Annotated in this window: 36 protein-coding genes and 1 pseudogene; 28 read left to right on the forward strand and 9 right to left on the reverse strand. The window is 59.9% G+C overall.

What is annotated here, in order from left to right:
* Positions 1-94: 94 nt before the first annotated feature.
* The 4 genes from ACN8ZM_RS02040 to ACN8ZM_RS02055 form a co-directional block, all read right to left on the reverse strand.
* Entirely contained in the window at positions 95-529 is a 435-nt protein-coding gene (locus ACN8ZM_RS02040) for a hypothetical protein (RefSeq protein ID WP_420210468.1), read from the reverse strand.
* Between the two features lie 284 nt (positions 530-813).
* Positions 814-1353 (reverse strand): hypothetical protein, encoded by a 540-nt coding sequence (locus tag ACN8ZM_RS02045; RefSeq protein ID WP_420210469.1) that lies wholly within the window; start codon positions 1351-1353, stop codon positions 814-816.
* A gap of 214 nt (positions 1354-1567) precedes the next feature.
* Positions 1568-2302, reverse strand: a complete 735-nt coding sequence (locus tag ACN8ZM_RS02050) for a LytR/AlgR family response regulator transcription factor (RefSeq protein ID WP_301768798.1) — start codon at positions 2300-2302, stop codon at positions 1568-1570.
* Between the two features lies 1 nt (position 2303).
* Entirely contained in the window at positions 2304-3326 is a 1023-nt protein-coding gene (locus tag ACN8ZM_RS02055; protein ID WP_420210970.1) for a sensor histidine kinase, read from the reverse strand.
* Positions 3327-3808: 482 nt separating this feature from the next.
* Between ACN8ZM_RS02055 and ACN8ZM_RS02060 the strand changes: the two genes are divergently transcribed.
* Entirely contained in the window at positions 3809-4351 is a 543-nt protein-coding gene (locus ACN8ZM_RS02060) for a hypothetical protein (RefSeq protein ID WP_043191701.1), read from the forward strand.
* 356 nt (positions 4352-4707) lie between these two features.
* Positions 4708-4911, forward strand: a complete 204-nt coding sequence (locus ACN8ZM_RS02065) for a hypothetical protein (RefSeq protein WP_011350748.1) — start codon at positions 4708-4710, stop codon at positions 4909-4911.
* 59 nt (positions 4912-4970) lie between these two features.
* Here the strand turns inward: ACN8ZM_RS02065 and ACN8ZM_RS02070 are convergent, their stop codons facing one another.
* On the reverse strand, positions 4971-5771 hold the full coding sequence (locus ACN8ZM_RS02070) for a transporter substrate-binding domain-containing protein (protein ID WP_089449787.1): 801 nt from the start codon (positions 5769-5771) through the stop codon (positions 4971-4973).
* Between the two features lie 260 nt (positions 5772-6031).
* Here ACN8ZM_RS02070 and ACN8ZM_RS02075 point away from each other — a divergent pair, with 260 nt between their 5' ends.
* The 6 genes and pseudogenes from ACN8ZM_RS02075 to ACN8ZM_RS02100 all read left to right on the forward strand — a co-directional run bounded on the left by ACN8ZM_RS02075 (position 6032) and on the right by ACN8ZM_RS02100 (position 9827).
* On the forward strand, positions 6032-6394 hold the full coding sequence (locus ACN8ZM_RS02075; RefSeq protein WP_420210470.1) for a hypothetical protein: 363 nt from the start codon (positions 6032-6034) through the stop codon (positions 6392-6394).
* A gap of 45 nt (positions 6395-6439) precedes the next feature.
* A pseudogene (locus tag ACN8ZM_RS02080) lies at positions 6440-6566 on the forward strand (RHS repeat-associated core domain-containing protein); the annotation flags it as partial.
* Positions 6567-6956: 390 nt separating this feature from the next.
* Positions 6957-7538, forward strand: a complete 582-nt coding sequence (locus ACN8ZM_RS02085; protein WP_420210471.1) for a hypothetical protein — start codon at positions 6957-6959, stop codon at positions 7536-7538.
* A gap of 327 nt (positions 7539-7865) precedes the next feature.
* Complete coding sequence (locus ACN8ZM_RS02090) at positions 7866-8201, forward strand: hypothetical protein (protein ID WP_420210472.1); 336 nt, start codon at positions 7866-7868, stop codon at positions 8199-8201.
* Between the two features lie 342 nt (positions 8202-8543).
* Complete coding sequence (locus ACN8ZM_RS02095) at positions 8544-8888, forward strand: hypothetical protein (protein WP_420210473.1); 345 nt, start codon at positions 8544-8546, stop codon at positions 8886-8888.
* A gap of 435 nt (positions 8889-9323) precedes the next feature.
* Entirely contained in the window at positions 9324-9827 is a 504-nt protein-coding gene (locus ACN8ZM_RS02100; protein WP_420210474.1) for a hypothetical protein, read from the forward strand.
* 264 nt (positions 9828-10091) lie between these two features.
* On the opposite strand, the gene ACN8ZM_RS02105 is transcribed toward ACN8ZM_RS02100, so the two are convergent.
* On the reverse strand, positions 10092-10736 hold the full coding sequence (locus ACN8ZM_RS02105; RefSeq protein ID WP_420210475.1) for a hypothetical protein: 645 nt from the start codon (positions 10734-10736) through the stop codon (positions 10092-10094).
* Between the two features lie 342 nt (positions 10737-11078).
* On the opposite strand from ACN8ZM_RS02105, the gene ACN8ZM_RS02110 reads away from it, so the two are divergent.
* From ACN8ZM_RS02110 to ACN8ZM_RS02180, 15 genes are all read left to right on the forward strand, one after another.
* Complete coding sequence (locus ACN8ZM_RS02110) at positions 11079-11369, forward strand: hypothetical protein (RefSeq protein WP_080741850.1); 291 nt, start codon at positions 11079-11081, stop codon at positions 11367-11369.
* A 51-nt stretch (positions 11370-11420) separates the two neighbouring features.
* Positions 11421-11711, forward strand: coding sequence for a hypothetical protein (locus ACN8ZM_RS02115; RefSeq protein WP_420210476.1), 291 nt, complete (start codon positions 11421-11423; stop codon positions 11709-11711).
* Positions 11698-12168: a DUF4304 domain-containing protein gene (locus ACN8ZM_RS02120; RefSeq protein WP_080741842.1), complete on the forward strand. Its 471-nt coding sequence runs from the start codon at positions 11698-11700 to the stop codon at positions 12166-12168. The genes ACN8ZM_RS02115 and ACN8ZM_RS02120 overlap by 14 nt, the downstream gene beginning before the upstream one ends.
* Before the next feature lie 216 nt (positions 12169-12384).
* On the forward strand, positions 12385-12927 hold the full coding sequence (locus ACN8ZM_RS02125) for an SMI1/KNR4 family protein (protein WP_420210477.1): 543 nt from the start codon (positions 12385-12387) through the stop codon (positions 12925-12927).
* A 73-nt stretch (positions 12928-13000) separates the two neighbouring features.
* Positions 13001-13585 (forward strand): hypothetical protein, encoded by a 585-nt coding sequence (locus ACN8ZM_RS02130; protein ID WP_205822387.1) that lies wholly within the window; start codon positions 13001-13003, stop codon positions 13583-13585.
* Positions 13586-13593: 8 nt separating this feature from the next.
* The gene (locus tag ACN8ZM_RS02135) at positions 13594-13938 is read left to right on the forward strand and encodes a hypothetical protein (protein ID WP_420210478.1); all 345 of its coding nucleotides are present in this window, start codon (positions 13594-13596) and stop codon (positions 13936-13938) included.
* A 270-nt stretch (positions 13939-14208) separates the two neighbouring features.
* Positions 14209-14526 (forward strand): DUF7716 domain-containing protein, encoded by a 318-nt coding sequence (locus ACN8ZM_RS02140; RefSeq protein WP_420210479.1) that lies wholly within the window; start codon positions 14209-14211, stop codon positions 14524-14526.
* A gap of 29 nt (positions 14527-14555) precedes the next feature.
* A complete protein-coding gene (locus ACN8ZM_RS02145) occupies positions 14556-15056 on the forward strand; it encodes a hypothetical protein (protein WP_089449797.1) in 501 nt (166 codons plus the stop codon).
* A gap of 124 nt (positions 15057-15180) precedes the next feature.
* On the forward strand, positions 15181-15789 hold the full coding sequence (locus ACN8ZM_RS02150) for a hypothetical protein (protein WP_420210480.1): 609 nt from the start codon (positions 15181-15183) through the stop codon (positions 15787-15789).
* 37 nt (positions 15790-15826) lie between these two features.
* The gene (locus tag ACN8ZM_RS02155) at positions 15827-16495 is read left to right on the forward strand and encodes a hypothetical protein (protein WP_420210481.1); all 669 of its coding nucleotides are present in this window, start codon (positions 15827-15829) and stop codon (positions 16493-16495) included.
* Positions 16496-16762: 267 nt separating this feature from the next.
* Entirely contained in the window at positions 16763-17077 is a 315-nt protein-coding gene (locus ACN8ZM_RS02160; RefSeq protein ID WP_420210482.1) for a hypothetical protein, read from the forward strand.
* Positions 17078-17158: 81 nt separating this feature from the next.
* Positions 17159-17563, forward strand: coding sequence for an Imm1 family immunity protein (locus tag ACN8ZM_RS02165; RefSeq protein WP_420210483.1), 405 nt, complete (start codon positions 17159-17161; stop codon positions 17561-17563).
* A 42-nt stretch (positions 17564-17605) separates the two neighbouring features.
* The gene (locus ACN8ZM_RS02170) at positions 17606-18046 is read left to right on the forward strand and encodes an SMI1/KNR4 family protein (protein ID WP_301768814.1); all 441 of its coding nucleotides are present in this window, start codon (positions 17606-17608) and stop codon (positions 18044-18046) included.
* A gap of 2 nt (positions 18047-18048) precedes the next feature.
* Positions 18049-18408 (forward strand): immunity protein Imm33 domain-containing protein, encoded by a 360-nt coding sequence (locus tag ACN8ZM_RS02175; RefSeq protein ID WP_089449842.1) that lies wholly within the window; start codon positions 18049-18051, stop codon positions 18406-18408.
* Entirely contained in the window at positions 18405-19112 is a 708-nt protein-coding gene (locus ACN8ZM_RS02180) for a DUF7716 domain-containing protein (protein ID WP_420210484.1), read from the forward strand. The genes ACN8ZM_RS02175 and ACN8ZM_RS02180 overlap by 4 nt, the downstream gene beginning before the upstream one ends.
* A 78-nt stretch (positions 19113-19190) precedes the next feature.
* Here the strand turns inward: ACN8ZM_RS02180 and icmH are convergent, their stop codons facing one another.
* From icmH to tssJ, 3 genes are all read right to left on the reverse strand, one after another.
* Positions 19191-19973, reverse strand: coding sequence for a type IVB secretion system protein IcmH/DotU (gene icmH / locus ACN8ZM_RS02185; RefSeq protein ID WP_301768816.1), 783 nt, complete (start codon positions 19971-19973; stop codon positions 19191-19193).
* On the reverse strand, positions 19970-21316 hold the full coding sequence (tssK, locus tag ACN8ZM_RS02190; RefSeq protein ID WP_089449804.1) for a type VI secretion system baseplate subunit TssK: 1347 nt from the start codon (positions 21314-21316) through the stop codon (positions 19970-19972). Before tssK ends, icmH begins: the two co-directional genes overlap by 4 nt.
* A gap of 103 nt (positions 21317-21419) precedes the next feature.
* Positions 21420-22031: a type VI secretion system lipoprotein TssJ gene (tssJ, locus tag ACN8ZM_RS02195; protein ID WP_043191653.1), complete on the reverse strand. Its 612-nt coding sequence runs from the start codon at positions 22029-22031 to the stop codon at positions 21420-21422.
* Positions 22032-22405: 374 nt separating this feature from the next.
* On the opposite strand from tssJ, the gene ACN8ZM_RS02200 reads away from it, so the two are divergent.
* The 5 genes from ACN8ZM_RS02200 to tssE all read left to right on the forward strand — a co-directional run bounded on the left by ACN8ZM_RS02200 (position 22406) and on the right by tssE (position 26234).
* On the forward strand, positions 22406-23044 hold the full coding sequence (locus ACN8ZM_RS02200) for a tetratricopeptide repeat protein (RefSeq protein ID WP_043191651.1): 639 nt from the start codon (positions 22406-22408) through the stop codon (positions 23042-23044).
* Positions 23045-23089: 45 nt separating this feature from the next.
* The gene (gene tssB, locus ACN8ZM_RS02205) at positions 23090-23605 is read left to right on the forward strand and encodes a type VI secretion system contractile sheath small subunit (protein WP_043191648.1); all 516 of its coding nucleotides are present in this window, start codon (positions 23090-23092) and stop codon (positions 23603-23605) included.
* A gap of 15 nt (positions 23606-23620) precedes the next feature.
* Positions 23621-25111, forward strand: a complete 1491-nt coding sequence (tssC, locus tag ACN8ZM_RS02210; RefSeq protein WP_011350759.1) for a type VI secretion system contractile sheath large subunit — start codon at positions 23621-23623, stop codon at positions 25109-25111.
* A gap of 70 nt (positions 25112-25181) precedes the next feature.
* Positions 25182-25685, forward strand: coding sequence for an Hcp family type VI secretion system effector (locus ACN8ZM_RS02215; RefSeq protein WP_006477093.1), 504 nt, complete (start codon positions 25182-25184; stop codon positions 25683-25685).
* A gap of 63 nt (positions 25686-25748) precedes the next feature.
* Positions 25749-26234, forward strand: a complete 486-nt coding sequence (tssE, locus tag ACN8ZM_RS02220; RefSeq protein ID WP_043191646.1) for a type VI secretion system baseplate subunit TssE — start codon at positions 25749-25751, stop codon at positions 26232-26234.
* Positions 26235-26300 lie beyond the last annotated feature (66 nt).

The raw sequence follows: 26300 nt of genomic DNA on the forward strand, positions 1-26300 counted from the left end.
TATGGCGAGACGGAGGCGTCAAACGGCGACGCCATGGGCCGTGCGCCTGCACGTGTCGGTGACCGCTGTACGTGCCCGTTACATGGTGTCGAAACTAATTTGAAGCGCCAAACTTCTTCCGCTTCTCATTCAACGTAGCCAGCGCGTTATCCAGGCCGTCCCAATTATTGGCGGCCTCGTTGATTGCTTCGTATAGCAAATCATAGGCTTTGTCTTGGCTGGCATAAGTGTTCATTATGGTATGTCCGGCGGTATAGTCGTTGATACCCAATCCGGTTTTCCTGTCGGCGACGGTCAAAAGCGCCCAGCCATACGACATGCCGGCAAGAACGGAGGCGTCGCCGCTAATATTGATGACAGCATTGGCGCGCTTCAGTTTCTCGCAAACGACATCGAAATTTCGGAAATTCCAGCCTCGACTTTGAAGCAATTTCCCGACGGCATCGCCTCGATTGCTTGTAATCGAGCATTGAGCCATCGCCGATTGCGCGGCTGTAAAGATCAAGGCCGCCAGCAGAATTTTCCTCATATCGTCTCCCAAAATAGCCGAGGTTTCTTTAAAAAATACGGGCCCCAATCCGATTGGTTATCGGATGTTGTCGGGCATGCGATCGGGGGTGTCGTGAATGTTGGGCCGAGGCAATACCTACGCCGCGCCGAACCTGGGCAAGCTGCCGCGCCCGGTGGCCCCGATATTCACCAAACAATCGCCTTACTATCGGATTCTTTTAAAGAAACTTGAGGGTTGGACGCTGCTCGGAGCCCGGTCTTCCGGGTTGACAAGGTGATCGTCAGCGGCGAAAGCCATTTCGCCTACGTCCCTGCGCCGATCTGCATCACATGCGCGGCGCGCAGCGCCTCGCCGAGTACCTTTCCCATCGCCGCGCCGCATTGCTTCGCGAGACTGTCGGAATCGACGCACGTGTCGCCATCGGCGCGCGCCTTGTAGATCGGCTTGAACGTGTAGCGCGTCCCCGCCGGCTTTTCGCCGGTCGCCGCGACCGGCGTCATCTTGACGTCGGATACGGTCATCTGCCACGTCGCACTCACGGGCGTGTCGTTGCGGCGCAAGTCGGACGCGGTGTACAGGCGAACCACGTGACTCGGATGCATCGCGTCCAGCGCATGCGGTATCGGATCGACGAACTTCATCACGTCGAGCTCGACGAGCTGCGTCGGGATGTCCGTCAGCGTGCCCTGGATGCCTTCGCCGAGTCCTGCCAGATAGGCGCGGCCCTCGCTGCCGAATGTCGGCGAATCGAAGATCTTGCCGTCCACGACGATCAGGATCCCGCTCGCGTGCGTCGGCGTGATGCCGGCCACGCTCTCGTCGACGAGATTCGGTGTGGTCACGCAGCCGCTCACGAGCGCTGCGACCACGCACGTTGTCATTCCACGTAGTGTTTTCATGACGGGTCAGCCGGATGGGGCGTCGTGCTTGGGCGATGCCACGCCGCCGAATGCGGGATGTTCGCGTGATTGTGTTGGATGCGGCACGGTTTGCCAACGCGTCGTCCAAGATCTGTCAGAACGTAATCCTGTCGCCCCGGCCGCCAGCCGACTCCCATCACATCTGCCTGAACAACCCCGCATACGCCCGACTGACCGGCAGCATCTCCCGCTGCCCGTGCACGCGAATCCGCAACCTTCCCAACAGATCGCGCTCGACACGATCGATCGCTGCATACGCAACGATCACGCCGCGATGCACCTGCGCGAACCGCTCCGGATCGAGCCGCTGCATCAGTTCCTTCAACGGCGTGCGAATCACGAGCCGTTCGCCGGCCGTGACGACTTCGGTGTATTTCTCCGATGCCTGGAAATACAGCACGTCGTCGACCGATACGAGCCGCGTCGCATCCTTCACGCCCACGGTCAGCCAGCGGATCGGCGCCGCGTCTCTCGCTTGCGCCGCCTGCGTGAGCGCATCGGTTTGCACGAGCGCCGGCCCGCCGCGCTGCAGCTTCGCGATACAGCGCAGCAGCCGCTCGTCCGTCACCGGCTTCAGCAGGTAGTCGACCGCGGCACGATCGAACGCATCGACCGCATATTCGTCGTACGCCGTGACGAACACGACATGCACGTCGGGTACGAGCGCAGCGAGCTTCAGCCCGTCGATGCCGGGCATGCGGATGTCGAGAAACGCGATGTCCGGGCGTGGCGACGCGTTCAGTGCGGCCAGCGTTTCGATGCCGTTGCGCGGCATCGCGACGATGTCCAGTTCGGGCCAGAGCGTGCCCAGCCGCTGCGCGAGCGACGCGGACAGGTTCGGTTCGTCATCGGCGATGAGGGCGGTCGGCATGTCAGTCGATCGGAATCAGCAAGGTCGCGGTGACGCCATGCGCGGCGGCGGCGTTCGTCTCGACGGAGACGCGGCCGCGCTCGCCGTGCAGCGTCCGGATGCGCGCCATCACGTTGGCCAGCCCGACGCCGCCATGCAGGCGCGTGTCGCCGTTGCCGAGGCCGACACCCGTATCGATCACGTTCAGTTCGAGCCGGTCGCCGCGCATCCGGCCGCGAATCACGATCACGCCGCCGTCGATCGACGGCTCGATTCCGTGCAGCAGCGCATTTTCGACGAGCGGTTGCAGCAGCAGCGGCGAGAACGGCAGCGCGTACAGCTCCGCCGGCACGTCGATCGCATACGAAAGCCGCTCGCCGAGCCGGATCGACGCGATCTTCAGCAACGCCTCGACGAGTTCGAGCTCCTCGCCGAGCGTCGACGTCGCATCGCGCGTGCGTCGCAGGCTCGCACGGAGGTAGCGGTTCAGGCTGTCGAGCATCGTCGATGCGCGAGCCGGATCGCGCTCGATCAGGCTCTGCACGTTCGCGAGCGTATTGAACAGGAAGTGCGGCTCGATCTGCGCCTGCAGCAGCGCCAGGCGCGCGGCCGTCTCGGCCTGGCGCGCTTCGGCGGCTTCGCGGCGCTCGGTCTCGAGCGTCGCACGCATGCGCATGGACTGCAGGAACAGCGACACGCACACGAACAGGATCGCCGAGATGAGCAACGACGGCCCGTAGTTGTCCCACGTTCCGATGTGGGCGCGCCCGAACACGTGCGGCACGTTTCCGCCGACGATCGTTGCCGAGATCTCGAAACCGATGAGCACGCTGACCGGCGCGATCACGACGGTCTTCAGTGCGAGCCCCGGCTTGCGCGGCAGCAGCCGGTCGGCGGCATAGCTGAACAGCAGCGCGCAGAAACCGATCGCGTTGGCGACGACGAGGTAGGGCAGCAGCGGTTCGTTGAAATGGATGGCCCAGAACCCCAGCCCGACGACCGAGTTGAAGCACGCAAACGCGAGCAGCGCGGCGGGATCGCGCAGCAGCCGCGGCGCGGCGCCGGCGGGTGGCTGCGGAATCGGCGATGGGTCGGATGTGGCTCGCATGGTGTCGGGTGAGGGAAGGCGCGCGATGCGCCGATGGCCTGACCTTACTGCCGGTCGGGCCGACCGCGTGCGGATTGCGACGAACGGCGCGCGGCTTCGACGAAGTGCTTCGGCCGCCGACGGTTGGCCCGTTTCCGTCACGAGTGTAGTGGAAGGGGCTGCGGAAGGACACGGGATGTTACCGGTTTCGCGTCGGGCACGACGCGCCGACTGTCCCGGCGAAGGCGGACCTTTGGGGCCGTCCGAACGACGCCGGTTGCCGGATGCGTGCGCGCATCGGTCGTCCCGATCCGCTGAACGATCGTCGCCGCGACGCGCAACTCGTCTGCGAATTCCTGCCTCCCGTCGCAAACCGTACCGCCTGTCGGGGCCGGGCAGTACGGTGTTGCCGTGTCCACTTCGATCAGGCGACTCCGACCATGTCCACGCTCCTTCACCTGAAGCCTTACGTGTACGTCATGTTTTGCGTGCTGCTCTATATCGGCATCAAGCGCTGTTTCCCGCGCGAGGTGCCGGCTGCACGACCGCTGATCTCGCCGGTCGCTTTCGGCATGCTCGGCATCGTCAGCCTGAACGGACTCTTCCCGCATGCCGGCATCGACGCGAACGCGATCGCACTGGCAGCCGTCCTGGGCGGCGCGGCGCTGGGCTGGCTGCACGCGGGCCGGTGGCGGCTCGAGTACCGTCCGGCGTCGTCGGGCCTGCGCGTGCGCCTGCCCGGCGACGCGAGCCTGCTCGTCACGCTGATGCTGACGTTCGTCGCCGAAACGGGCATCCATTACGCGGTCGCCGTGCATGCACCGTGGGCGGCGACGAGCGGCTTCGTGATGCTGTCGTTCGCGGTATGGGGCGTGCTCATCGGGATGACGCTTGGGCGCGCGGTGAACGTGGTCGTGCGCTGCATGCGCCATGCGAACGGATCGGGGCGTGGGGGTTTCCCGTATTCGGTCGATCCGCGATGAAGGGCGCGAAACGGCGCGCGAGCGGGCAACTGACGGCCCGACAAGCGATGCGGCTCGTCTTCGTCAACCGTAGGGGTATCGAACCGGAACGGCGTATGACGCGCATCGATTTGCGCCCCGTTTTCCTGTCACGGTCGCGTCATGGTGCGCCCATAACGTTGCACGTTCCCGTCGCGGCGGCACCGCCGGACCGGGAACGTGCGCAACCCGCTCGCGACGACGTGCCCGCGTCGCAGTCGGGGGCCGATCGGGATCTCGCTCCCGGCGGCGCAGCGGTCATGCATCGCGCCATTTCATTCGAAAATACGATCGACGCCGGTTCGAACCGGATCGCGGACGATCAGGAGACAGGGACCATGCTGAGTCCGCATGAATTCTCGATGCTGTTGCGCGTCGCGCGTGCGCCGGACAGCGTCGATCCGTCGAATCCGGCCTTCGCCGTGCTGGTCGAGAAGCGGCTGGTCGACGATACGCAGGTGCGCATGAATGCCGTGGCGGCGCGCCCGGCGCTGACGCCGATCGGCCAGATGCTGCTGGCGCGCTTCGACGAAGCGGCCTGAGGGAAAGCGTCACGCCTTCATCGAGACGAAGGGCGTGACGCGTTGCAGTGCCGGGCCGCTTACTGCGCGACCGGCACGGTCACGTCGCTGCCGAACCAGTGCATCGAGATCTTCTTCAGCGTGCCGTCCTTGCGCAGCGAATCGAGCGCGTCGTTGATCGCCTTCTCGAACTTCGGGTTGCCCTTGCGGAACGGGATCGCCATTTCCTGCTTGCCGCCGTTCAGCACCGCGCCCGCGCGCAGCGGCAGGTTCGACGTCTTGATCATGTACGGCAGCATCAGGCGGTCGTCGAGCGTCGCCTCGATCCGGCCCGCGGCGAGGTCGCGCAGCTTCTCCGGCGCGCCCGGATACGTCTGCACCTCGATGCCCGGCACGGTGCGTGCCATCTGGTCATAGTTGGTACCGAGCGTCACACCGAGCTTCTTGCCCTTGAAGTCGTCGAGCGACTTGAAGTTGCGCGTGTCGTCCTTGCGCTGGATCAGCTGCGCGGCCGAGTACGTGTACGGCTGGCTGAAGTCGAGCGCTTCCTTGCGCTGCGGCGTGATCGTGACCTGGTTGACGATCACGTCGAACTTGCCGGCCTGCAGGCCGGCGATGATGCCGCTCCATTCGGTCGGGACGAACTGCGTCTTCACGCCGAGCTTGCCGGCGACAGCGTTCGCGACGTCGACGTCGAAGCCCTCGAGCTGTCCCGACGTGCCGCGCGAGTTGAACGGCGGATAGGTGCCTTCGAGGCCGACCCGGAGCACGCCGGCTTTCTTGACCGAATCGAGCAGGTCGTCCGCGTGCGCGGCGACCGCCGTGAAGCCGAGGGCCGACGCGAGCAGCAGGCCCGATAGCAGGAACTTCGAACGTTTCATCGCAGATCTCCAGTGGTCAGCGGGGTGTGGGGTGAGCGCCGGGCGCCGGTCGGGCGCGGCGGGCCGCAATACGGGCACGTAGACACTACTCGCAACCGCGCCGCGCCGGAAGTCGAATTGGCCCTGATTGAGATCGATTTCATGGATGTGGCGGACGGCTGGCGTGGCTGCTACCCACCCCACGTTCCCTATTTCGAAAACATCGGGTTCAATGGAAAGACGCCAATGCGAACCGAAAAGAATCGGGGATAGGAGGTAGCGTGGAACGTAAATTGGTGGACTATCCGATGCATGCCCCGTTAGTGAGGCATATCTACGACGCATTGATCCATGACCACTTTGAGGAACTGGTGCGCCAGGGACTCGCCGCACCAGGCACGGCATCGGAGTACCGAGCTGCGCTGAGATCCTGCTTGTGTGGGGAGGCGGTCCGTCCGATCCCGGATGAGGCGCTGATGAATGGCTATGTATTCGAAATTGGCGGACACCAATCGGACGGGCTATCGATCGAGGTACCCATCTTCTCGGAAGGGGGGCGTTCGGACGCGTTCATGATCCTTCGAGTGAAGAAGGACAACGCGGCACAGCCAACGCTGTATCTGTACGACATACTGGTGCCGTGACGTGGGCTCTGGAGAGCGAAATAGACAGGGCTGCGCGATAACTGACACCGGTACGATGATCCGGCGTCGTGGCGCTACGTGTCGAAGGATCCGATCGGACTCGCGAGGGGGCAACGTCTTCCAGTACGCACCCAATCCGGTGCAGTGGATCGATCCGCTTGGGCTGAATGGTCAGCATCTTCCCGGGGCCGCTGGGGGTAACTCGATTGATAACCACCGTTTGAAAGAGCCAGCAAAAAGGTCAATCCACCCAGGATTTCCGTCCTGCCTGGTTGTTGTTCCTGCTGCAGTTCAACAGATGAGGGAGGCCTTTCCGAAGACTACCGGCTTGCTGAAGACCGCAGAAACTGTTGCATCAGGTACGGCATCTCTATGGGTGCACGCGATGGCCGCCGTGTAGCTGGATGTGGTGACGTTGAACGTGTAGACGGTGGCCAAGGCTGCACTGGCCGGTGTGGATGCATATCCAAATGCAAATCGAGCATCAGAACTCAAAAAGGTTGCAGAGATTCTCGGCAATCCTGGTGAATCTGGTGCGACTCATATTTCTAAGTAAACAGCGATGGTGATCCAGTTTTCTGAAATTATTGATGCGCTGCTGCAGTTTAATGGTGGTGACCCAGGTAGGTTGATCCGCGGTGAGGATGAAAGCAAGCTGCGGCTCGAGGATGGGGGTCGCGACGTTGTGGGGGAGGATTCTGATTTTCATGCGTATGAAAAGCATATACATGTTAATCATGGGAATAGGGAAATTAATTCGCTGTATAAGTTATATTACCTTGGGGTGGATTGTGTTGGAGGTTCGGTCGATTTTGGCCCGGGTGTAGGGTTGATGGCTTTGCTCAAGAAAATTTTGGGTGGGCGTAAATTCAGTTCGCTGAGGGATGATGTCCATCTCTATTTCTCCGATGACAGAAAAGATGGCGCAATTGTGTTGGGTAAGTATTCTGTTGTCCGGTTCGGCCGAAGAAACGTAAGGTCGGGGTATACAGTCCTGGGGGTGGATTATGCGTCCGTTGGAAACGAAAAATTGATAACGCGGGGTATAGCGGCCACAATGGATCGGCTCGATGAGAAGCCGTTGGGTAGTTTCAGGAAATATTCTCCCGAGTACGCGAAATTGGTCCATCTCTACTTCAGCTGATTGCGCTGATGTGAAGTATGGAGACTCGTTTCACCAGCGTTATCCGCATAGTCCGCGATCTCGCGATATGGGATCTTCAGAACGTCGACACTGGCTATCGGCAGCGCTCACGCTCCGTGCTTCGTTCGCAGTCTGAGTCCTCCGTACCTTCCGGGGCCCGAAGGAAGGTGATGCCGGGAATTTGAGAATCAAACTGCTAATCGATTCAGGAGTCGCCACGATGGCGTAGATTTGCTTCTTGAGCCGTGCTCAAAAGCAAGTGCTATCGTTCATATCCGGGTACACCAAGCGGCAAGATGAAGGTTTATACAGTCATGGGAGGTGCGTGTGAGCTATAGCCAAGATGATATTCTGGAGTTGGTGACCAGGTATCCAAGTGACTACTCGTTCAGAGGTGATTGCTTCAAGATATTTGGACTGGCTTTGGCTGAATTTAAGAAGTTGTCGAAGGATCAGTGGCCTTTAAGCTGCTACAAAGTTTCGGTCGATATTGGGGGCGGTGAGGGTTTGGTCGCGGTCACATTTACCCCTCTTCCGGCATATGAAGTCGATGGGGTGCCATTTGAGGTTGCGGACCAGGGAATGTATCGGAATGGACGTGGTGTAACGTATATTTACGCGATCGAAGGTGAGGCGCTTCTCAAGACGGTCTACATGCGTTAGCGGAAAAGGGCTGAATTTGTCGCCCTTTGTTCATTCTGCGGTAGTGATAAGCCAACCTTGTAAGGCGGGCGCTTTGATATCGACGGAGCGAAGCTCGTTTATCCCAATGCAACGGGCGAAGTCTCGAGTATCCGCTGCCGAGTGCGGGAAGCACGCATGATGACCCGCCCGAGGGTCACGCGCTACCGTGACTTGATGTGCGGACATACGCTGCTCGAAGCGTACGAACGACATGCCCATGTTTTTTGTCTCGCCTTCGTCAAGGACTGCACCGGCAATCAGGTGACGCATCGACTACGATGCTGAACGGCGACTGTAACTAATAGGTGGTTGGGGGCTCGAATGACGATCATGGTCAAAGCGCAATTTGTTGAGACGAGTCTCAACGACGATGAAGGGCGTTCGTCCTTGTTCATCAAGTGGGGACCTGCCGGTCAATATATCGATCTTGTGCGAGAGGAGAGTGGAGGCAAGATTTATTGCGAGCTTTTCGATCAAGCTAATGGTGCTGAATTTGAGTCAATTAGATTCAATTACTCGGAAAACCTGCTTGTTCTTGAGGTGACTCCACCGGAAGCGTTCGTGCGAGCGCAAGCCGAGCACAGGGTCGAAATTGCCTTGGATGGGGCGGGTGTCGGCGGACGAGAACTGAAAAACTGCCTGGAACATCTGTTTCGCGCTGATTGAACTACGGGTCACGAATGCGCGGCCGATCGGCGCTATGCGAAATGAAGGGGGCGAGATGATCGGTCTCACGAGGTCGTGCGATACGTCCGTGCCAAAGTGCCAGGCCACAAACCCACAAATCTCGTGCACACTCGTTTCGCGTGCGTGCGTCGCGAAGAAATTGGAACTCCTTCATTGTCATGAGTGCATTTTCGTTCTTAAGCATATGTGTCGCCATTGGCTTTGCTGTCGTGTGGTCGATCATTCTTCTGAGAAGAATTGCGGGGCGGAGGAAAGTTGCCGGGAGCGATGTGGCGAAGTGGATCAAGAACGTTGTCGATTCGCTCTCCGGGATGGGATAGTGCGGCAAGCCGATCTCACGCCGCTGTGATTTGCAGATGCAGCTTCCAGGCCAGGCCTCAGTGCACGTCCATCACGAAAATGGAGAAGGAATAAATGGACATCCCGAAGACAAGGAGCCCCCATGATTCACATTTTGACTGGGAGAGGTTTTCGCGCTTCGTGATCGATTCGTATGGGAGTTTCGAGTCGCCGGACTACTCTTTCGTAAAATTGCATTTTTCGGTAGAAAAATACCCTGACGTGATTCGGTTTCTTGAGGGGAACTACGATTTCTCGGAAGATACGGAACCCAACTCCGACGTGAGTTATGGATATTTGTTGACGGGTGATGCCGGCGATTTCGTATTGCGGGTGTCGCTTGTTGGTCCGTACTATTACTTGTCGTCATTGTCGCCGGATGGAAGTCAAAGGTCACCAAATATTGATTCTCCGGTAATCAATTCCATGAGCCCGTTGATATGGCATATGAGGCGGGTTGGCATGATCTTCACCCCTGTTGATGTGTTGAATAAGAGGTTTGCTTTCGGTGGTCAGTATTCGAGCGCCTATTCGATTATTTATTGTTCCGAGGATGAGCCGTCCTGGATACAAGGCTAGAAGATGTGGCGTCTTTCGTGAGCACTTGAGGCAGCTGGTCATTTTCGAAAAATTGAGTTGAGAATTGAACGGAACGATGGGCTGGCGGGTTATTGCCATCGGCGCTCTGTAGACTATTTGGATGGTCCGCGAGCGCCGCGCTCTCTGTGCGATTGACGGGGCAATTTCACGAAATTGGGACGGAGCGCCATGTTGCAACACAGTTGCAGTGTCAGGGATGTGTAGGTGGTGCATATGCAGCGAAGCGTCGAGCCAAGTGTTCAACTAGGAGGTGCTGGCGTGAGTAAGTGGGTTGCGGAAGACATGCTGCTCGAGATATCCAAAATATGTAAATGTTTCTCGGAAAATAATTTCGAAAAATTGATTTCCGATGGAAATCTCGACGTCAAGGCATCGGAGGGCATCAAGAGAGGGATTTTGGAGTATCTGTGCGGAGATGTTCTGGATGAACGTGCGCTCAAAAGGGTTGGCATTCCTGACCGCGAATACATCATTGAACGCGCGAATTTGTATGAAATAAACCCTGAGGCACCATCGGATTTCAGTAAGAGAATTCAGCTTGATTTGATAATAGATGGCGTTGAGAGTGATCTGACTCTTGTTGTGTACGCATATAAGCGGGTTGAACGGAGTGGCATTCGCGTCTATGGTGTTCGGACGTTGTAGGGTGGGTGAGATCTTGCGATCGAAATGGAAATTTCGCGCTTCTGGGTCCATCGTTCTTGGCGAGAGCGTGCTGCCGAGATTGTTGCTGGCAGCGCAAACGCGACAATCACGGAACGTATGCGCGCGTACGTAATTGTTGCCGGACAGCCATACGTCGGGCAGCGGTACGCGATTCACTTCAGCGAGTTGAGAAATGAAAAGTGGTGAGATTTTCGTCGCGGATGCGCAGATCCAATCCTTCATTTATCAAGATGGGTGTCTGACAGTACTTGTACGAGCTGACGGCGGACTATTTAAAGTTGTTTTCCACAGGGTCCTTGGCATGAAGGCTCTTTCCCCGGAGGGGCAAGATTTGTCGCATTTGGCCGAGAGCAAGGAGGGGGCTTATCTTTTTGCTATATGTGAAGCCGCGGAGGAACTGGCCGATGGGTTCAGAGAGTTCAGCTTTGTCTCGGCCTGGACCGACGAGCCGCTATTGACCGTAGTCGCCGTTGACGTTCAGGTCTCAAGGGTGGTGAGTTAGATAGGAAGCCCCTCGCTTGCGTGCGAGACGCCCAGCGTGAGAATCGCATATTGGAGGGTAAGGTGAATGAGGTTGACGTAAAGTGGGTCGTCTTCTCTTCCTTCGTCGGATCGGTGCGTGAAGGAGTGCGTGCGATTGCATACGATTTCGATTCGGATCTGATCGAAATCTATGTCTATCTGGCTAGAGAGCCTGATGAAGAGGATGGTGAGGTCGTGGATGCGGCGATTGCAGAAATCATGGCATCCTGCCCACAATTCAATCGGCAGAAGATAGAGATTTCAAAGAGCAGTGAGCCGATCGGAAAATTGCGATCATATAAGGGGTGGATTTTTGCGCGATATGAAGGATAGTTGGCGTCTGTGTGAGATGCAGATTTCACGCGGTGTTCAGGAGTGTGCTCTATGCGAACCGTACTCGTGCCCGTCCGTCTTTTCTCGCTCGCAGCAACCTCATATGCCGATGATTTCCGACTGAGAGCCGGAGCCACCCCCGACTTGGCTCATCCGAAGCGCTTCCAATCCAACGGCCTGAGCTTCCAGTGGCGGATCACGGCAGACGATCCGCTCGACGGCACCGATGGTCGAGGCGTCAGTATCCAGGCTGACAAATCCGCGTTCGAAGGACTCAACCCGGACGTCGTTGTTCAGATGCTGCGCAGTATCTTTGCAAGAGCATGCAATGAAAGAGGCTGAATTTTCAACGGGAAAGGTGTTCGGGCAAGCGGCTGTGGCTGCCCGATTTCATGGGACTGGGGTGACTCGTTTTATCGAGTTGACTGATCTCTGGCTCGTGATCAATCACCAAAAGTCATCCTACAGTAAATTATTTTATGTGAATGTCGGGATATTTTATAAGGAGCTGTTGGCGGGTGGTTTTCGCGAGCCTGAAATGAAAATGGTATTCAAAAAGGGTGCCTCGGTTTGGCCGCACGTTGATTTTAGAATGGAGGGTTGTCCAGGCGTTCGAGGGGATTTCCAGGCTGAGGTGGACAAGTGCGTTGCAGAACGTGATGCACCGAGGTTGGAAGGCATTTTGTTCGACGCTTTTTCGGGGCTTGCGGAGTTTGTTGAGAAAAATGGTGATCGAAAATCAATAAGGCGGCTCGTGAGCGAGAAGAAGCTGGCTGCGATGGTGCTGAAGGAGGTGTAGTTGCGAGGTGGCGCCCGAGTTCTCGCGAAGTAGTTTTGATTTCTCTACATTTTCTCGTCGCTACCGCGTCAACTACAACCAGATTCATTGTATTAGCTGCGGGCCAGTTCGTTGATGCGAGGTGGGAATGTGTGGCGGCGCGAAATTTCGAGTTTGGTAAGTCTGGTAGCGTCAATGAAAATGCGGAGAAGCAGTCCATGGGGCAAGGAGGGATACATGAGTGTTCAGTTTAAGCGCCTCGGTATGAGTGAGGCCGAGATTGATCAGGAGGAACGCGATTCGAAACGAAAATTCAGGGCATCTCGAAGGATGGAGATGATTGCTGTCTATAACGCGCCGCTTCCATCCGGGGCCGAACTTGACCAACTCGAGCATCAAGTTGGCGCTAGTTTGCCGCTTGAGTACCGGCAGTTTCTTGAGAAGGTCAACGGGGGAGAGCCGTCCGGGAACTTGTTTTGGAGCGGCGATCGGGAGAGGGTGGTTAATTACTTATTTTCATCAACAGTGCCACGCGGCTCCATTTTTTCTATTGAGAAAAATATGGAGACTTATGGAGCGCGGTTTCCGAAGGAATTGATTTGCATTGGATCTGCGGGAGGTGGGGATCTAATCTTGCTGTCGATCAAGGGAGATAAGGTTGGTGGGGTTTATTACTGGAGTCACAGTTTTGAGTCGGAGTCGAATGGCGGCGAGTATTGGGGCAATATTGAGCAAGTGTCTGATTCGTTGAGTCATTTCTTTGATATGCTTCATGACTGAGTTTGATCTGCGCCTCTGATCCGAGCGGAGGCTCGTGTGTGTAAAACTAAAAAATCGACTGAAAGTGCCGTCCATGCGAATCGTTGCCGTACCTTTTGTGCTCCTGATGGTGGTGTCGACGTCATACGCCGACGATTTCCGGCCGAGACCGGCAGCAGCTCCTGATCTGGCTCATCCGAAGCGCTTCAATTCCAACGGTTTGAGCTTCCAGCTCCCGGCGGACTGGCGGATCACGGCAAACGATCCGCTCGAGGACACCGAAGGTCGGGGAGTCGGTATCGAAGCTGACAAATCCGCATTCGAAGTACTGAATCTGGACGTCGTTGTTCAGGTGCTGCGAACCAAGGTCGCGCAGTCTTTCGAAGGTACTGCGCAGTATCTGTACAAGAGTCAGGTGGACGACAACGCTGCCCAGTACACGAAGCCGAACTTGGCGCCATTCATGTTGGATAACAAATATCCGGCGCTCGCTTCACGCTATACGCACACGATCTTCAAACAAGACGAGCTCTACGCGCATCGTCTCGATCTCGTGACAAGCAAGGTCTGCGGTAACGGGTGGACCTGCGTAATCCTCTCGTCCGGATTGGCTGCAAACGAAAGCGCTGCAAAGCAAGGCATGGCCAGGATCTACGAAACGATCCGCTACGAACCCTGATTTCGACATTGGTGACGATCCACTTTTCCTCTCTCGACGCCGCGTTTCAGGTACACCCGGTCAGGATCGCGGATTGGGGGTACATCCGCTGTCGGGAAGCGGACCTGACCCGATCCGGCGTCGTGTTTTTCGACGACGTCGAGGATCCCGGAGCCTGTCGACGTGCGGCCTTTGCGGCGGAAGGCGGCGGTCTGATCGTGTTGACGATTCACGCTGCCTCGAAAGGAGACGCAGTCTTGTTTGCGTCCGACAGGCGCATCGATTCCGTACGGCATTGGCGTGACGCGGTGCCGGCCGAGTTCGCGCACTGGATTGAGGTCTTTGACTTCGTGTATTTCGGGGAGCCGATATAAGCCTCCTTGGGTCGAGGCATGCGGTCCGTCGCATGACCATCGCCGCAGGCTTCGTCAAGCACGGCATTCGACCGCGAGCAACTCAACCGGCAACAGCGGCCAGCGTGATCTCGCGGGTACGAAATTGGCATAATTACGGCTCGCAGCACGAGCGCGACAGACAGTAACCACGCGCGTTCGGCCGTTACGTCACAGGTGGCGGAGAAGGGGGCGATTCGCCACCTCGATCCAGCCCCCGACGCATTTGCCCCAGCTACAACCGCACCACCCATGTTGACCACTTCCGTGACTGAAGCATCGCTTAAACAGATCCTCGAGCGCCCGGGCGACTTCGCAGGATGGCTCTACTTGCCGCCCATGCCATGGACGCTCGATACCGAAGGCGTGTTCTTTGAAGACACCCAGGATGCGGGGGACGACGCTGTCCCTGCTGCCGCGAATCAACCCGGCTGGCGGATCACGTTGGACAGCGCGACGATCGAGGACATCGTGATCAACGCCCACGATCAGGTCGACGAACCGAGCGTGCTTCAGTTGCTCGATGCGTTCGTTTTTTACGTCGAGAACGACGCGTTCATCCTGTTCTGACCTGACGCCATGATCCGCCGCGAGTCGCCATGAAATCCTGGCATGACGTGCTGATTGCAGCCGATCCGCTCGTACGATTTCTCGAGCAGGACGCATTTTTTGGTGCCGCCTATCGCGGCGATCCAGTGGCACATCACGTTGTCCGGGATGCGGCGATCGCACGTCGCTTCGCGACCGATGATTCGTTCGACGACTTCGACGAATGGGAGTCGGTCAGTGACGCTGAGGCGGTGTTTCCCGCCGGCTTCGAATGGAGCCGCCAGATTGCATCCCGGTTGATGAAGAATCAGCACTGGGGCATCGAAGGCAAGCACTTCAACGGCGCGGATCTCAAGTGGACGAATGCGGTGTCGTGTCCGCTGATCGAGCTGATGATCCGGGATATCGGCATTCTGTTTCAGTGCTACGCCAACGATTGCTTCCCGCCGATTTGGGACAGTATCCTGCATGCCTATCTCGACGGTGGTTTCCCGTGTGGCTGGGACGGCCGGCATCCCGCGGGCAGGTTGGTCGTCTTTTCGAATGCCTAGCCGGTGCGGAAGGCGCCAGCGACCGGATGCAGCCATGCGGTGCAGTACGCGTGAGACTCCGCCGACACCCGCCATCGGTTGGAGCACGACGCGACGCGGGTCGAGAACCAGAAGGTGACCGAGTATGAATGCAGAATTCCTTGTTGATATTTTCGAGGCGGCCGGTGCGTTCTCGGAAGGTGACCTGGCTCCGATTCAGCGGCTGCTGCCCAACATTGCAAGACAGGATGTGCTTGAGGGCATGCCCATTCTGTTCCATGTCGCAAGAAGTCGAGCGATCTTCGATTTTCTGGACGGCAACCACGTGAATTTCCTGCAGAGGAACGAGCGCACCGGCGATACGTTTCTGCATTGCGCGACGCTGGATCGCGATGCGGCGCTCTTCGAGCAAGCGGTGGCGTGGTATGCGACACGGCGCCTGCTTGACGAGCCGAACCGCAGCGGTATCACGGCGCTATCGGCGGCGTTGAAATTCGGATTGATCGCGCGAACGGAGAAACTGATCGATGCCGGTGCCAACATGTCGACGGTGGCGGCAAACGGTCTCACACCGATCCGGCAGGCGCTCTATTGCCTTGACGGGGAAGACGCCGCGATAGCGGGGCTGAATGTGTTGTTGCGCAGAGGGGTTGAGGTGAGCCGCGACGAGGCGCTTCGTTTGAAGCAATTCGCGTCCGATCTCGGCAGGAACGCGGTCGGGAAGTGGCTCGATGGACACCTGAAAATCGACTGATGGCATTGTCGATCTCCGGGATCGACGATTTACTCAGGTGTTGGCAGGCGGCACACCGAAGGACGCACCGCCGGCATCGTTCACAAGCGATTTGGCAACGCGCAATGTCGACGGGAGGCACGATATGCCCAATCGGGATCTGAATCAGTTCATCGTCCGGATTCGCGGCGCGGTAGACGCACGTGCAAGCATCGGCGCACGTGCTCCCGATCATCCCGCACACGCGAGATCCGTCTCGGTCAGCGCGGACATTGCCGCATGGTTCAACGCGCTCGACAACGTCGATCTGTCGATCCCCTGGACCGCTGACAACCTCGAGTTATACGGCAACCCGGCGAGCCTCGCGATCGGCCAGACCGGCTATCGCGTCGACGCATCGGGCCGGCGGCTGTCCGGATGGCACGACGACTGGATCGTGTTGGGTCAGATGGGCGGCGATCCTGTTATCGTCGTGCCGGAAGGAGACGTGCTGTTCGACCGCCACGGCGCGGGCGCCTGGACACCATTGCGCGTCGCGCCATCCCTCACGCATTTCGCGCACGCGTTGTGGATCTGGTGCGATCTGTACGTCGGAAAGCATGCGCGCGATATCTTCGACGACACGGATGAAATCCGGCCGGCATTCGTGGCGGAGGTCCGGTCGCGGATAAGCGACGCGCTGCCGGATGCGGAAGCGGCGGTGTTCATGGAGTTGGTCGATGGGTGAGTGCGGGCGCGTCGTGTCATGAGGCTGGACGGTCACGACACGGATGGCCTGGCAGACACCCGCTGTTGACCGGAACCCGGTCCCACGCGCGACGAGCATGACATGCACGACGACGACCTGCTCGACGGGTGGCGCGACCGGTCGTGAAGCCATACCGACGCGTACTGCTCGCCGGACGTGGCCACAAGCCATCGATACCGTGCCGACGCTTGCGCTCGATTCAAGAGCCGGGGTGTAGCGAACCACAGTAACGAAGGTCCGCCGACAATGAACGAGACCCGTGTTTGGCCCAGTGGCAATGACAAGCCTGTCTGCATGCTCGGATTCGACCATTCTGAATGCTCGGCACTGACCGGGATTTCATTCGAGAAGGGTGTCGACGATCTGGACGAATACTTTGCAGGCATGCTGCTCGACGACACGGTCGGGCCGATGCGGTTCATGTATTACATCAACGCCCCGATAAAAGGCGTGGTCGTCAGCGTCGATTCGAAGGTGAAAACGGCGCAGGCGGTAGAGGTTGTGAAGACGCGGTTCGGTTTGGCCGCTTCCGATTTCTATTGGGTGACGAGTATTGAGTAACGGGTCCGGTCGAGCGTAAAGCGCCGAACTTCGCTCGGACAACGTAACCCGTCCGTTTGATTCAGCGCCGAAGGAGATCGAATGCGAACCACGAAGGTGATCGAAGAAACGTATGCCGGCAACCGCTCGCACGTGACGGAAGCGCAATGCGACAGCGTTGCGCAAGCCAGCGCGGCAGTCGAACGGCTGAACGGGCGCGATCGCTCGACTGTCGCATTCGAGACGAGCGACGGGATGGTGATGACGATAGGCGGCGGTAGTGACGATCGGTATGTCGTGTTCATTGCCTCGCACGTCGACGCCGCGTTGCTGAATCTGACGGCACCCACTGCGCCGGCTGGCGAAACGATCGAACTGGTCGCGGGTGGTCAGCGCGGCAGCTATCGGGCGCGAGACTGCGTGGATCGCGCGATGGCCGTGCAGGCAGCGATTTATTTCGTCTCGCGCGGCGGCGCCGATCCCGCGCTATGTTGGCAACCCGGCTGATACGCCGATACAAACGCGGCGCGCATTGACGGAGACCGATCGATGATCCGGACAGCAACCATCGGTACGACCACGGTGGAAATCGAAGCGGCCGAAGCAGCGCTCGGCCGCGCGTTGCCGCACGCGTTCGCGGCATGGCTGCTGCTCAACAATGGCCGGTCGCTCGGCGGAATGCCGGTGTTCCCCGTCTTCGATGCGCGCAATCCGCGCAAGACGTGGAATTCGATCGTTCGGCACTACAACGAGGGTTGGCGCGAGTGGCGAGACAACTTCGACCACACGGATGCCGATTTCTCGAACCTGTTGCCGTTTGCCGAGTTCGGGACGGGTGACTACTATTGCTTCGATTACGACCGGGTCGGTGCGTCGTTGGAGCCGGCGATCGTCCTCTGGTCGCACGAGACGGGCGAGACGGCACACGTGGCCGACGATTTCGCCACCTTTCTGTCGATGCGGGGCCAGGCGGGCGAAGGAGCGAATTGAACGTGACCGATGATCCCGTTGCGATGCGTGAACGCCAGGAGGCGGTGTGTGCGCGATACGGTCTGCGAGCAGCCGAACCCGAGGACATGGTTGCCGTCGCCATGTCGACGCTCGGGAAGGCGCCTGTCTACGGCACGCGCGTGATGCTGTCCGAAGGTCGCAACGTAAGCTGGTTTTTTCATTGCGGCGAATACTCGGATGCGGACGATTTTTATCAACCGCTGCATGTCGCGCATCTGTCTACGTTCCTGCCGCTGGTCCTGCCTTATCTGATGCTGCCGGCCGGCGCGCGTTTCATCATCGACGACACCGGTTACGAGGACATCTGGATGGATCTGCCTGACAACGAGGCGTCAGCGTGAGTGCGCGGCAAACCTTCCGCAAGGCATTGATGCTGCTCGATCGAGGCATGACGGATCGTGGCGAAGCCGCACTGTGTCTCGCGCTGACCGAGGCCGAGCAGGAGGGCGATCGCGTGGCGCTCGTGCAGTCGCTCGTTGCACTCGGGGAACTGTTGTGTGAAACCTCACGCGGCGTATCGGCACGGCCGTTCCTGGAGCGGGCGCTTGCGGCGGCAGGCGACACGGATGCCGACCTGCTGGCGGTCGAGCGTGACAAGGCCGAACAATGGCTGGCGCGTATCGAATGCGAGCGCATCGGATTGCAGATTCGCGGCCCGGAAGATTTCAAGCACCGAACCTTCACGCTTGCCGAGTTCATCGCCGTCGTCCGCGCGAAGGCCGAACGGCGGGAGCGCTACGATCCCGCTTGGCTATACGACGTTTACGGAAAGGACGGCGACGCGGCGCTGCATCCGCAACAGACGATTTACATCGGCGATACGGTCCAGGTCGACGACGAGGATCGCGAGATCTACCCTGAAAGGGTCGCCGAACTGGGTTACGTATTTCAGTACTCGTGCGAGCACTTTCAGGACGTCGTCGATCTCGCCTATCGCCAGAAACCGGACGCATCGATCGAGGACGTCGTCCGTTGCCTCAACCATTTCGATCGCCACGACGATTTCCTCGATCTGAGCCCGAACGGCATGCAGTCGCGAGCATGACGGAACGGAGCGCCGCAATGAAAAAGGACCGCTCGGCGGTCCTTTTTTATCGTGAAGCGACGCGCAGAGAACGCGCCCTCAAGGCAGCGAAATCGTCAGATTCGCCGATTCCGGCCCGACCTTGATCACTTGCGAATAAGGCGCCAGCGCCTGCAGCGTCTTGTCCTTCAGATACGTGTTGAGCCCGAGATAGCCGAGCAGCGCAACCAGCGCGAACACCGCCCCGATCGCCCAAACCGGCACCTCGCGCTTCAACCGGTGCGCGATCTGGTCCGGCAGCGGCCAATGCGGTGCGAACGGCGCCCGCTTGCCCTTCATATGCGCGATCTCGTCCCCCAGCCGCGCCGTGAGGTAGGCCAGCTTCTCCGGCCCTTCGAGCAGATACTTGCCCTGGAACCCGAGCAGCAGGCACATGTGAAACACCTCGAGCGACTGCAGCCGCGCCGCGCCCTGCGCGCGGCATTCCTCGAGATACTGGAAGAACTTCTCGCCCGCGAGCTGCTCGCCGAACAGCACGAGCTGCAGCGGCCGGCGTTCCCAGTCCGTGCGGATCTTGAACTGCGACGACAGCACCATCTCGTCGATGGCCGCGCAGAACGCGAACTTCGAGCTGTACACATCTTCAGCCGCGATATTCAGCTTCTTCGCCCCGCGCTCGAAGTCCGACAGGAATTCCTGGATCCGCGTGCTGAACTCGCCCGCGCTCTCCGGCTCCCGCCCGTTCTTGAGCAGGAACAGCATGAAGAAGCCGTCGTACAGCAGGTCGAGCAGCGAACGGGCCTGGAACGACGCGTCCGTCGACGCCGGGCTATGCAGGGGGGGCGGCGCGTTGTCGCCGAACAGGGAGGGCGCGTAGCTCATGATGTGACCGCGATCAGTTCGAATTTCAGGTCATTGATGCCAGTCGGCGCGTAGATCATTGCAGACTGGGCCTGCAACATCCGCTCGTACAGCGCGCCGCGCGAATCGAGCGCGAAGTAGCAGGCGCCGGGGCGCACCGGAATCGCGGGCGGCACCTGCGGCGTATACGAGAGCCGCACGCCGGGCATGGCCGACAGCACGAGCTTGTCGACGTCGTCGGGTGCGCCGACCTTGAAGCGGGCCGGCACCGCATCGACGAGCTCGACGCTCGGCATGTCCGCGGACACCGCGAGGTAGAACTCGGTCTTGTCGTCGATCTTGCCCGAATCGAGGCGGCCAAGGTGGAACGACGGGCGCACTTCGTCGAGCGTGATCGCGAAGTAGCGCGTCGAGATCACGGTGTCGAGCAGTTCGCGCAGCATCAGGTCGAGACGCGCAAAGCTCGGGCCCGGATCGTCGTGGCGGTACACCGGCAGGTCGGCGAGCGTATAGCCCTTCGAGAACGTCATCAGCTGGCCCGCGAGGCGCAGCAGCTCCTGGAACAGCCGCTCCGGATGCAGCGCCGCATGCTGGTGCAGGTGCGCGAGCGTCGCGAACGCGGCGTTGGCGGTGTGCAGCAGCCAGAACGACGCGATGTCGCCCGAGCGGAACTCGATGATGTTCTTCGACGGCTCGCGGTGGAAGCCGTACAGCGCGTTCACCTTCGCCTGCAGCGCGTCGACGAGCTGGCGCAGCCGCTGGTGCAGGATCGGCGACGCGTCGATCGCGAGGCACGGCGGCACGAAACTGTCGTCGATCTCGAAACCGGACGTCGCGGTGCGGCGCACGCGCACGAGCGGTACCGACAGCAGCTGGTCGCGCGGTTCGCTGTGCGCGATCAGCTTGACCTGCGTCTTCAGGAACGTGATGTCGGCTTCGGCCGCGTCGGTGAAGTTGTCGGCGACGCTCGTCTGCTCGCTGACGAAACGCGTCATGAAGCCGGCGGCCGGATCGTCGCTGTAGTTGGTGGCGTTCTCGCGCAGCGGGTGCAGCGCGAGATAGAACACGAATTCGTTGATGCCGTCAGGCAGCGTGTCCAGCGCGATCGGCGGCGGCAGGTCGTCGGCCTGCGGCGCGGCATACAGTGCGCCGTCCGGGAACACGAGCGCAAGCTCGGCCACCCGCAGCACGTTGCTGCCGAGCGCATCGCGGTCGATGCGCACCGAGCGCACGCCCCAGTTGTACGGCTGGATCGCCTGGATCGATTCGAACAGGCGCGCTTCGTGGTACGCGTCCTGTCGCTGAAAGTGTTGAGGCCGGAGGAACAGCCCTTCCCCCCACAGCACCTTGGCCGAATAACTCATGTCAAATCCGGTTAATGTCGCGTTGCGATGTAATCGATTTGTTCGTGCCCGAATTAAATCGCCAATTGTTAACTCTTGTTAATTGACATTCGTGCGTCATTGTTTAACCGCAGGAGACCGAAGAAAGCAAATTCAGCGGTTGCGAAGGCGCACCCTGTTGCGGTGCGATGACAGTGCCGTCGGTGACCGTCATCGCGCAATTATGCAGGCCGATGATTATGCCGGATTTCTCCGACTTCACCGGATCGAACGTCAGTTTCCATCGTTGTAGTGCGGGATCGCGGAACAGCGCGACGATGCCGAATGCCTGCGCTTCGCGCGAAACCTTCTCGGTCGCCGTGTAGCGCTGGCCCGGAATCAGCGTGATTTCACGCACGTTCAGCAGGTCGGCGCCCAGCGCGGCCTTTTCCTTGGTCGGGTCGGTAAACGCGTCGAACGGCGCCTGCTGGAACGAGGTCGGATCCTTCAGCGTATAGAGCCGCACGACGAGTGCGAGCGGCTTGTTGTCGGTCGCGGCATTCAGGTTCGGCGCTGCGGCGAGCGTGATGCCGAGGTTGCGCGGCGGCTTCTGCGCGTCGGGTACCTCGGGCTTGCCGATGCCGGCTGCGGACATCACGGCGCTCGCGGCCGAGCCGAGCAGCGGGGCGGCCGCGCATCCGGCCAGAAGCGCGCAGGCAAGCAGTGGCAGCGCATAGCGAATCATCAGCGATCTCATCGTATTTCCGGCGTGCCGCCTTTTATCCCTGTCAAATCTGCCGGGTATTGCCGCGTTCGCTGCGTATCCCCGACATTGCTCCATTCAACTATTAAGCACGCCCGCGTCGTGGCAAGCGTCCGGAAAATTTTTCCGCCATTCGGGCGGTGCGTCGCGCAATCAGTAAAACTTGCCCATTCCGACCGATAGCAAAATCGCTGCGAGCCCGCAGCGGGAGGCCATTGGAGGGGGTAGCGCCCGGTTTTAAAAGGAATTACTCTTCACACGACGATTGAATTATGAAAAATTGATCGGTACTATACCCGCGCGCTTCTTGCAAAGCAAAAGAACCAGATTCTCAACGATTTAAAACTCACGCGCCGGTGGATATAACGATGAAAGACCGTCTCTTCGCAAAACTGTCTGGGGTAGTAGTGGCTTGCGGCGTGATCGCCGGTTGTGCGAGCCAGCCTCCCGCGCCGCCGACTGCCGAGGTGTTCAACAAGTCGCTGGCCGATGCGGACGCAGTTGCGAAGGCGGGTGACCAGGACAAGGCACTCGGCCTGTACCAGCAGCTCGCCAAGTCGGATCCGACGCGCGAGGAGCCGTGGTCGCGCATCGCGCAAATCCAGTTCGCCCAGAACCACTACGGTCAGGCAATCGTTGCCGCGCAGGAAGCCCTGCAGCGCGACGCGACCGATCGTCAGGCAAAGAGCGTGCTGGCCGTGGCCGGCCTGCGGATCGCGACGCAGTCGCTCGGCGAGCTGCGCCAGGATTCGTCGCTCGCGGGCGATGCGAAGTCCGACGCGCAGGCGCTCGCGAAGCAGCTGCGCGATACGCTGGGCGAATCGGCGCTGTTCCCGCCGGAGACGAATGCCCGCGCCACTGTCCGGACCAAGCGGGTCCGCACGGTCGTGCACAAGAAGCCCAGCCAGACGCAGACCTCTGAAGCCACTGCTACGGTGGCGCCGACGAACACGTCGTCGGGCGGCGGGGCGAAGGGCGGTGACCCGTTCGGCGCACTGCGCAACTGACCGCAAACTGACGCGATAACCACAACTAACCTGGGAGCCGTCGAGATGGCCAAGAAAGAAAGCATTCAGAAAAGCTTGCAGAAAATACGGCCGCCGCGCGTCCAACTGACCTACGAGGTCGAGAAGGGCGATGCGATCGAGGTGAAGGAACTGCCGTTCGTCGTCGGGGTCGTCGGCGATCTGGCGGGCCAGTCCGAAATCGAGCAGCCGAAGCTGCGCGACCGTAAATTCGTCAACATCGATCGCGACAATTTCGACGACGTGATGAAGGCGATCGAGCCGCGTGCCGCGTTCCAGGTGGAAAACCGCCTGAGCCCGGAAGGCGGCAAGTTCGCGGTCGACCTGAAATTCCGTTCGCTGTCGGATTTCAGCCCGGACGAAGTCGTCGAACAGGTCGAGCCGCTGCGCCGCCTGCTCGAGGCGCGCTCGAAGCTCGCCGACCTGCGCAACAAGCTCGCCGGCAACGACAAGCTCGAGGATCTGCTGTCCGATGTGCTGAAGAACACGCAGCAGCTGCAGGAGCTCGCGAAGGGCACGGGCGGCGACAAAGACGGCGAATGACGACGGAGTGTTGAGATGAACCAGCAAACGGCTGCGGCCCAAGCGAGCGGCGCGGACTACGCCGCCGGGACCTCGCTGCTCGACGACATCGTCGAGAAGAGCAAGGTCGCGAAATCCGATTCCGAGCATGCGCGTGCGAAGGACCTGATCGGCGAACTCGTGCACCAGGTGCTCGACGGCACGGTGATCGTGTCGGACAACCTGTCGGCCACGATCGACGCGCGCGTCGCGGAACTCGACCGCCTGATTTCCACGCAGCTTTCCGCCGTGATGCACGCGCCGGAATTCCAGCGCCTCGAAAGCACGTGGCGCGGGATGGACTATCTGGTCAAGGAAAGCAACACCGGCCAGACGATCAAGATCAAGGCGCTGCACGCACCGAAGCGCGACCTCGTGCGCGATTTCAAGGGCGCGAGCGAGTTCGACCAGAGCGCGCTGTTCAAGAAGGTCTACGAAGAAGAGTTCGGCACGTTCGGCGGCTCGCCGTTCGGTGCGCTGATCGGCGATTACGAGATCTCGCGCCAGCCGGAAGACATGTACTTCATCGAGCAGATGTCGCACGTCGCGGCGGCTGCGCATGCGCCGTTCATCGCGTCGGCATCGCCCGAGCTGCTCGGCCTTGAGTCGTTCTCCGACCTCGGCAAGCCGCGCGACCTCGGCAAGGTGTTCGATACGGTCGAATATGCGAAGTGGAAGTCGTTCCGCGACGCCGAAGATTCGCGCTACGTCGGCCTGACGCTGCCGCGCTTCCTCGGCCGCCTGCCGTTCAATCCGAAGGACGGCCAGACCGCGGAGAACTTCAACTTCGTCGAGGACGTCGACGGCACCGACCACGACAAGTACCTGTGGTGCAACGCCGCGTGGGCATTCGCTGCGCGCCTGACGGCCGCATTCGACGACTTCGGCTGGTGCGCGGCGATCCGCGGCGTCGAAGGCGGCGGCCTCGTCGAGGACCTGCCGACCCACACGTTCAAGACCGACGACGGTGAAGTCGCGCTGAAGTGCCCGACCGAAATCGCGATCACCGATCGCCGCGAGAAGGAGCTGAGCGACCTCGGCTTCATCCCGCTCGTCCATTGCAAGAACTCAGATTACGCCGCGTTCTTCGCTGCGCAGTCGGTGCAGAAGCCCAAGAAATACAGCACCGACAGCGCGAATGCGAACGCCGTCCTGTCCGCCCAGCTTCAGTACATCTTCTCGGTATCGCGCGTCGCGCACTACCTGAAGGCGATGATGCGGGACAAGATCGGCAGCTTCGCATCGGCGCAGAACGTGGAGACTTTCCTCAACCGGTGGATTTCGCAGTACGTCCTGCTCGACGATAACGCCTCGCAGGAACAGAAAGCGCAATTTCCGCTGCGTGAGGCATCCATACAAGTGTCGGAGATTCCGGGCAAGCCGGGCTCGTATCGTTCGGTCGCGTTCCTGCGCCCGCACTTTCAGCTCGACGAACTCTCGATTTCTCTGCGACTTGTCGCTGATCTGCCCAAACCGGCAAATTCATAAGCGAGTAAATCGCCCGGGCGGGCCGCCTGGGTAGGACGTTAAAACCACCTCTTTGGGGAGTCGAAGGGCCATGTTACATATGCACTTGCAGTTTGGTAGTCCCGCGGTGAAGGGCGAATCCGCGGACAAGGACCACCAGGGCTGGATCGAGCTGAAATCGTGGGATCACTCGATCGTTCAACCGCGTTCGGCAACCGCATCGACCGCTGGCGGTCACACGATGACGCGTTGCGAACACGGCGACATGATTTTCACGAAGGAAATCGATTCGTCGAGCCCGCTGCTGTACCAACACGCTTCGGGCGGCACCACGTTCGACGAGGTGACGGTCCATTTCTCGCGCGCTGACGGTGAAGGCAAGCGCGTGCAGTATCTGGAAGTCAAGCTCAAGTACGTGATCATCTCGAGCATCGCTCCGAGCGTTCGCGAAGAAGGTCTGCCGCTCGAGACGTTCTCGCTGAAGTACGCAGCTGTGCAGTGGAAGCAAACCCAGCAGAAGATCGGCGGCAACCAGGGCGGCAACACGCAAGGCGCCTGGAGTCTGACGAAGAACGACAAGACCTACGCGGTCTAAGGTCGGTTGCGGCAACGGGGCGCGCGGCGTCCCGTTGCCGTTTTCGCTGTGCGCACCGACCCGATGAAACGATTCGAACCCAGTTTTCTCGACAAGTTGTTCGACGACGAACCGCACCTGCCGGCCTCGGCAGCGATGCGGCAATTGTCGCTGGACGAGCTCAAGAACACGGTCGCCCGCGATGTCGAGGCGATTCTCAACACCCGTATCGCCCACACCGAAATCGAGCTGGCCGCGCTGCCGGAATGCCAGAAGTCGGTGCTGACCTACGGGCTGAACGATTTCGCGGGGCTGAGCCTCGCGAGTCACTACGATCGCGCGTTCATCTGCAAGTCGATCCAGCAAGCCATCGCGCGTCACGAGCCGCGGCTGCAGCAGGTGCAGGTGACGTTCGAGCTGAACGAGCAGGCCACCAACGCGCTCTACTTCGCGATTCAGGCGCTGCTCGTCGTGCACCCGGCCGAGGAGCCGGTGAGTTTCGACGCGATGCTGCAGCCGTCGACGCTGCAGTATTCGGTCACGCGCGCACGCGCCGCAAGAATGCAGTAAATCATGCCGCCGAGCGGGCCGGACCGCCCGGTGGTGGATCAGGGTCCGGCAGGAAATATTGAGGTT

The sequence above is a fragment of the Burkholderia aenigmatica genome (assembly GCF_048627025.1).
Classification (GTDB): Bacteria; Pseudomonadota; Gammaproteobacteria; order Burkholderiales; family Burkholderiaceae; genus Burkholderia; species Burkholderia aenigmatica.

Excerpts from the sequence above, each read along its gene's own strand:
- ACN8ZM_RS02165 (WP_420210483.1), top strand. The coding sequence starts at position 17,159 with ATGCGAACCACGAAGGTGATCGAAGAAACGTATGCCGGCAACCGCTCG.
- ACN8ZM_RS02125 (WP_420210477.1), top strand. The coding sequence starts at position 12,385 with ATGAGTGTTCAGTTTAAGCGCCTCGGTATGAGTGAGGCCGAGATTGAT.
- ACN8ZM_RS02130 (WP_205822387.1), top strand. The coding sequence starts at position 13,001 with ATGCGAATCGTTGCCGTACCTTTTGTGCTCCTGATGGTGGTGTCGACG.
- ACN8ZM_RS02040 (WP_420210468.1), bottom strand. The coding sequence starts at position 529 with ATGAGGAAAATTCTGCTGGCGGCCTTGATCTTTACAGCCGCGCAATCG.
- ACN8ZM_RS02215 (WP_006477093.1), top strand. The coding sequence starts at position 25,182 with ATGTTACATATGCACTTGCAGTTTGGTAGTCCCGCGGTGAAGGGCGAA.
- ACN8ZM_RS02100 (WP_420210474.1), top strand. The coding sequence starts at position 9,324 with ATGGACATCCCGAAGACAAGGAGCCCCCATGATTCACATTTTGACTGG.
- tssB (WP_043191648.1), top strand. The coding sequence starts at position 23,090 with ATGGCCAAGAAAGAAAGCATTCAGAAAAGCTTGCAGAAAATACGGCCG.
- ACN8ZM_RS02085 (WP_420210471.1), top strand. The coding sequence starts at position 6,957 with ATGGTGATCCAGTTTTCTGAAATTATTGATGCGCTGCTGCAGTTTAAT.
- ACN8ZM_RS02105 (WP_420210475.1), bottom strand. The coding sequence starts at position 10,736 with ATGAAGGATTGGATCTGCGCATCCGCGACGAAAATCTCACCACTTTTC.
- ACN8ZM_RS02095 (WP_420210473.1), top strand. The coding sequence starts at position 8,544 with ATGACGATCATGGTCAAAGCGCAATTTGTTGAGACGAGTCTCAACGAC.
- tssC (WP_011350759.1), top strand. The coding sequence starts at position 23,621 with ATGAACCAGCAAACGGCTGCGGCCCAAGCGAGCGGCGCGGACTACGCC.
- ACN8ZM_RS02145 (WP_089449797.1), top strand. The coding sequence starts at position 14,556 with ATGAAATCCTGGCATGACGTGCTGATTGCAGCCGATCCGCTCGTACGA.
- ACN8ZM_RS02065 (WP_011350748.1), top strand. The coding sequence starts at position 4,708 with ATGCTGAGTCCGCATGAATTCTCGATGCTGTTGCGCGTCGCGCGTGCG.
- tssK (WP_089449804.1), bottom strand. The coding sequence starts at position 21,316 with ATGAGTTATTCGGCCAAGGTGCTGTGGGGGGAAGGGCTGTTCCTCCGG.
- tssJ (WP_043191653.1), bottom strand. The coding sequence starts at position 22,031 with ATGAGATCGCTGATGATTCGCTATGCGCTGCCACTGCTTGCCTGCGCG.
- icmH (WP_301768816.1), bottom strand. The coding sequence starts at position 19,973 with ATGAGCTACGCGCCCTCCCTGTTCGGCGACAACGCGCCGCCCCCCCTG.
- ACN8ZM_RS02115 (WP_420210476.1), top strand. The coding sequence starts at position 11,421 with ATGCGAACCGTACTCGTGCCCGTCCGTCTTTTCTCGCTCGCAGCAACC.
- ACN8ZM_RS02140 (WP_420210479.1), top strand. The coding sequence starts at position 14,209 with ATGTTGACCACTTCCGTGACTGAAGCATCGCTTAAACAGATCCTCGAG.
- ACN8ZM_RS02070 (WP_089449787.1), bottom strand. The coding sequence starts at position 5,771 with ATGAAACGTTCGAAGTTCCTGCTATCGGGCCTGCTGCTCGCGTCGGCC.
- ACN8ZM_RS02160 (WP_420210482.1), top strand. The coding sequence starts at position 16,763 with ATGAACGAGACCCGTGTTTGGCCCAGTGGCAATGACAAGCCTGTCTGC.
- tssE (WP_043191646.1), top strand. The coding sequence starts at position 25,749 with ATGAAACGATTCGAACCCAGTTTTCTCGACAAGTTGTTCGACGACGAA.
- ACN8ZM_RS02170 (WP_301768814.1), top strand. The coding sequence starts at position 17,606 with ATGATCCGGACAGCAACCATCGGTACGACCACGGTGGAAATCGAAGCG.
- ACN8ZM_RS02050 (WP_301768798.1), bottom strand. The coding sequence starts at position 2,302 with ATGCCGACCGCCCTCATCGCCGATGACGAACCGAACCTGTCCGCGTCG.
- ACN8ZM_RS02120 (WP_080741842.1), top strand. The coding sequence starts at position 11,698 with ATGAAAGAGGCTGAATTTTCAACGGGAAAGGTGTTCGGGCAAGCGGCT.
- ACN8ZM_RS02150 (WP_420210480.1), top strand. The coding sequence starts at position 15,181 with ATGAATGCAGAATTCCTTGTTGATATTTTCGAGGCGGCCGGTGCGTTC.
- ACN8ZM_RS02060 (WP_043191701.1), top strand. The coding sequence starts at position 3,809 with ATGTCCACGCTCCTTCACCTGAAGCCTTACGTGTACGTCATGTTTTGC.
- ACN8ZM_RS02200 (WP_043191651.1), top strand. The coding sequence starts at position 22,406 with ATGAAAGACCGTCTCTTCGCAAAACTGTCTGGGGTAGTAGTGGCTTGC.